Origin of the sequence: Lutibacter sp. B1, from assembly GCF_012524075.1 — a bacterium.
Taxonomy (GTDB): Bacteria; Bacteroidota; Bacteroidia; order Flavobacteriales; family Flavobacteriaceae; genus Lutibacter.
Window position 1 is genome coordinate 1 of record NZ_JAAZUI010000071.1, and the last position, 2,104, is coordinate 2,104.

Consider the following 2,104-nt stretch of genomic DNA (forward strand, 5'->3'; position numbering starts at 1 on the left):
AACAATGGCTATATTGCATTGTGGTGGATTTTCTTTTTCAGAAAATCCTCGTATATTTACTAAACTAATTGCTATGGCGGAAAAATCTTGCCAATTTTTCCACAACGACAACATAGCCTAAACCGTTAGCGGTAATTAAAAAATGAAAAAACGCTTCAAGTCGATTTTTTTGATTTTTACAACTTTTATTTTAGCTGTAATAATTTACGATCATAGATATAATTTAGAATTCAAATATCACGTTTTTGGGTATGACAAAAAATTGTTTGACGGAGATTTTTTACATCCAGCTTACGCATATTTGAAAAAAAATAAACTAATTGGAATTGAATATATTTCAAATCCAGAATGCGGAAAAACAAATCGTAAATATTTTTTTGACGATAAAGAAAATTTAAACAGAATAATTTATGAAATTGACTTTTTCAGCAAACATTGTGATGAAAAAAAAGACTCTTTATACATAATTAAAAGAGAGAATGATGATATTCTAATTCATGAAAAAAATGGAGGTGAAATTAATAATGTTGAGCTTGAGAAAATGATGAGTTCATTTAATTTAAAAAAATTTAAAACTAAGATTAAAACTTGGAAATAATAACTACCGCTAACAACGTGTATAATTAATTGCGGCTGAAATTCCTAACGGAATTTCATTCTTATTAATTATCTTTGGTTTATAGCGGAAAATGACTGCGTCCTTTTCCGCAACTAATCATACACACCAACGTTGTGCAAAATTAACAAGAACAGAAATTTACAGAATGAAAATATATATTGATTCAGGTTGTGATATTCATTATTCATCTTTTTACATTAAAGGACTTGAACAAATTTTTGGAAGTAAGAACTTATACTTTAAAAACAAACCTTTTTCTGACTTTAAATTCAACAATCATTTCTTTGCATTTATAATTAAAGATAATTTAATTAATCGAAGAATAATAATTGATTATGCAGATTCATCTCTGATAGATTCTAAAGCATTAACTTGGTCAGATTTCTATTGTAAAATCAATATAGATGAAAATATACAATATAATACCACCAAATTGGTAAGTATTGGACCTAGTTTTGGAATTAAAATATACTCGCCATCAAAAACTCTCTTTTTAGCAATTCTTAATTTTATAAAATCTCGGAAGAGAATAGATAATATAAAGCGATTTTTTTCTAACTACAAAGCTCAATTATATAGACCAAAAATAAATGATTATTACCCAAATTATGAACAAGATAATTATATTTTTTTTGCTGGTTCATTATGGAAGAAAGAAATTAAAACAAATAAATATAGAGCTAATTTCATTAAAGCTTGTTTAACAAAAAGAATCAATTTTGAGGGGGGATTCGCACCAAGAACAAAAAACGACATTAAAGGCTTTGAGGATTTAACAATGAAATCTCGAGAAACAATGGAATCTTTTATGAGAAAGACGAAAAAATCCATTATTGCATTTAATACGCCAGCAGTTCTGGATTGTCACGGTTGGAAATTGGCTGAATTTTTATGTTTTGGAAAAGCGATAATATCGACTGATTTATCAAGACAACTTCCTTCCGAATTAGTTGATAAAAAGCACATAATACTTACAAACGGAACTCAAGAAGATATTGAAGAGAAAATAGAAACTTTAATTACGGATAAAAAATTAAGAAGCATTCTTAAAGAAAATTCGCGAAAATATTTTGAGCAAGAATTATCACCAGACAAAGTGATTGAAAAAATTAGAACTTTGCACAACAACGTATATAAAAAATAGCTGTTTAATCGCTTAATCGAAACAAAATGACTAAATTAAAGGTCAGTTATAAGCCGAAAAGTTAGTGAATAAAATCCGCTACTTTTCATATACAAGACCGTTGGCTAATATTACGATGAAAAATTGTAGAAAGAAAATAATACCGATTTTAACAATATTTGGATTATTCTTTTTTGTTGGATTTTCCCAAAGCACAAAACTAGAGAAAACCGAAAAACCAACGATTCTGATTTTGATTCCCTATGATTTAAATGCAAATGGTGGATTTTCTCCAGAAATTCAAGAAATACTTGAAAAGAAATTTTCAAAAAGTTCAGAAATACAATTAATAAAATTTCCTC

General features: G+C 27.3%; 3 protein-coding genes. All 3 read left to right on the top strand.

Annotated elements, in window-relative coordinates; genetic code table 11:
* Positions 1-142: 142 nt before the first annotated feature.
* Entirely contained in the window at positions 143-598 is a 456-nt protein-coding gene (locus HGB55_RS14770) for a hypothetical protein (RefSeq protein ID WP_168817814.1), read from the top strand.
* A gap of 166 nt (positions 599-764) precedes the next feature.
* The gene (locus HGB55_RS14775) at positions 765-1,763 is read left to right on the top strand and encodes a glycosyltransferase (protein ID WP_168817816.1); all 999 of its coding nucleotides are present in this window, start codon (positions 765-767) and stop codon (positions 1,761-1,763) included.
* A gap of 64 nt (positions 1,764-1,827) precedes the next feature.
* Positions 1,828-2,104, top strand: a 277-nt coding sequence (locus HGB55_RS14780; protein ID WP_168817818.1) for a hypothetical protein, incomplete at its 3' end; no start/stop codon positions are given.

Bases quoted from the DNA above. Each gene is read 5' to 3' on its own strand.
- HGB55_RS14770 (WP_168817814.1), top strand. From the start codon at position 143: ATGAAAAAACGCTTCAAGTCGATTTTTTTGATTTTTACAACTTTTATT.
- HGB55_RS14775 (WP_168817816.1), top strand. From the start codon at position 765: ATGAAAATATATATTGATTCAGGTTGTGATATTCATTATTCATCTTTT.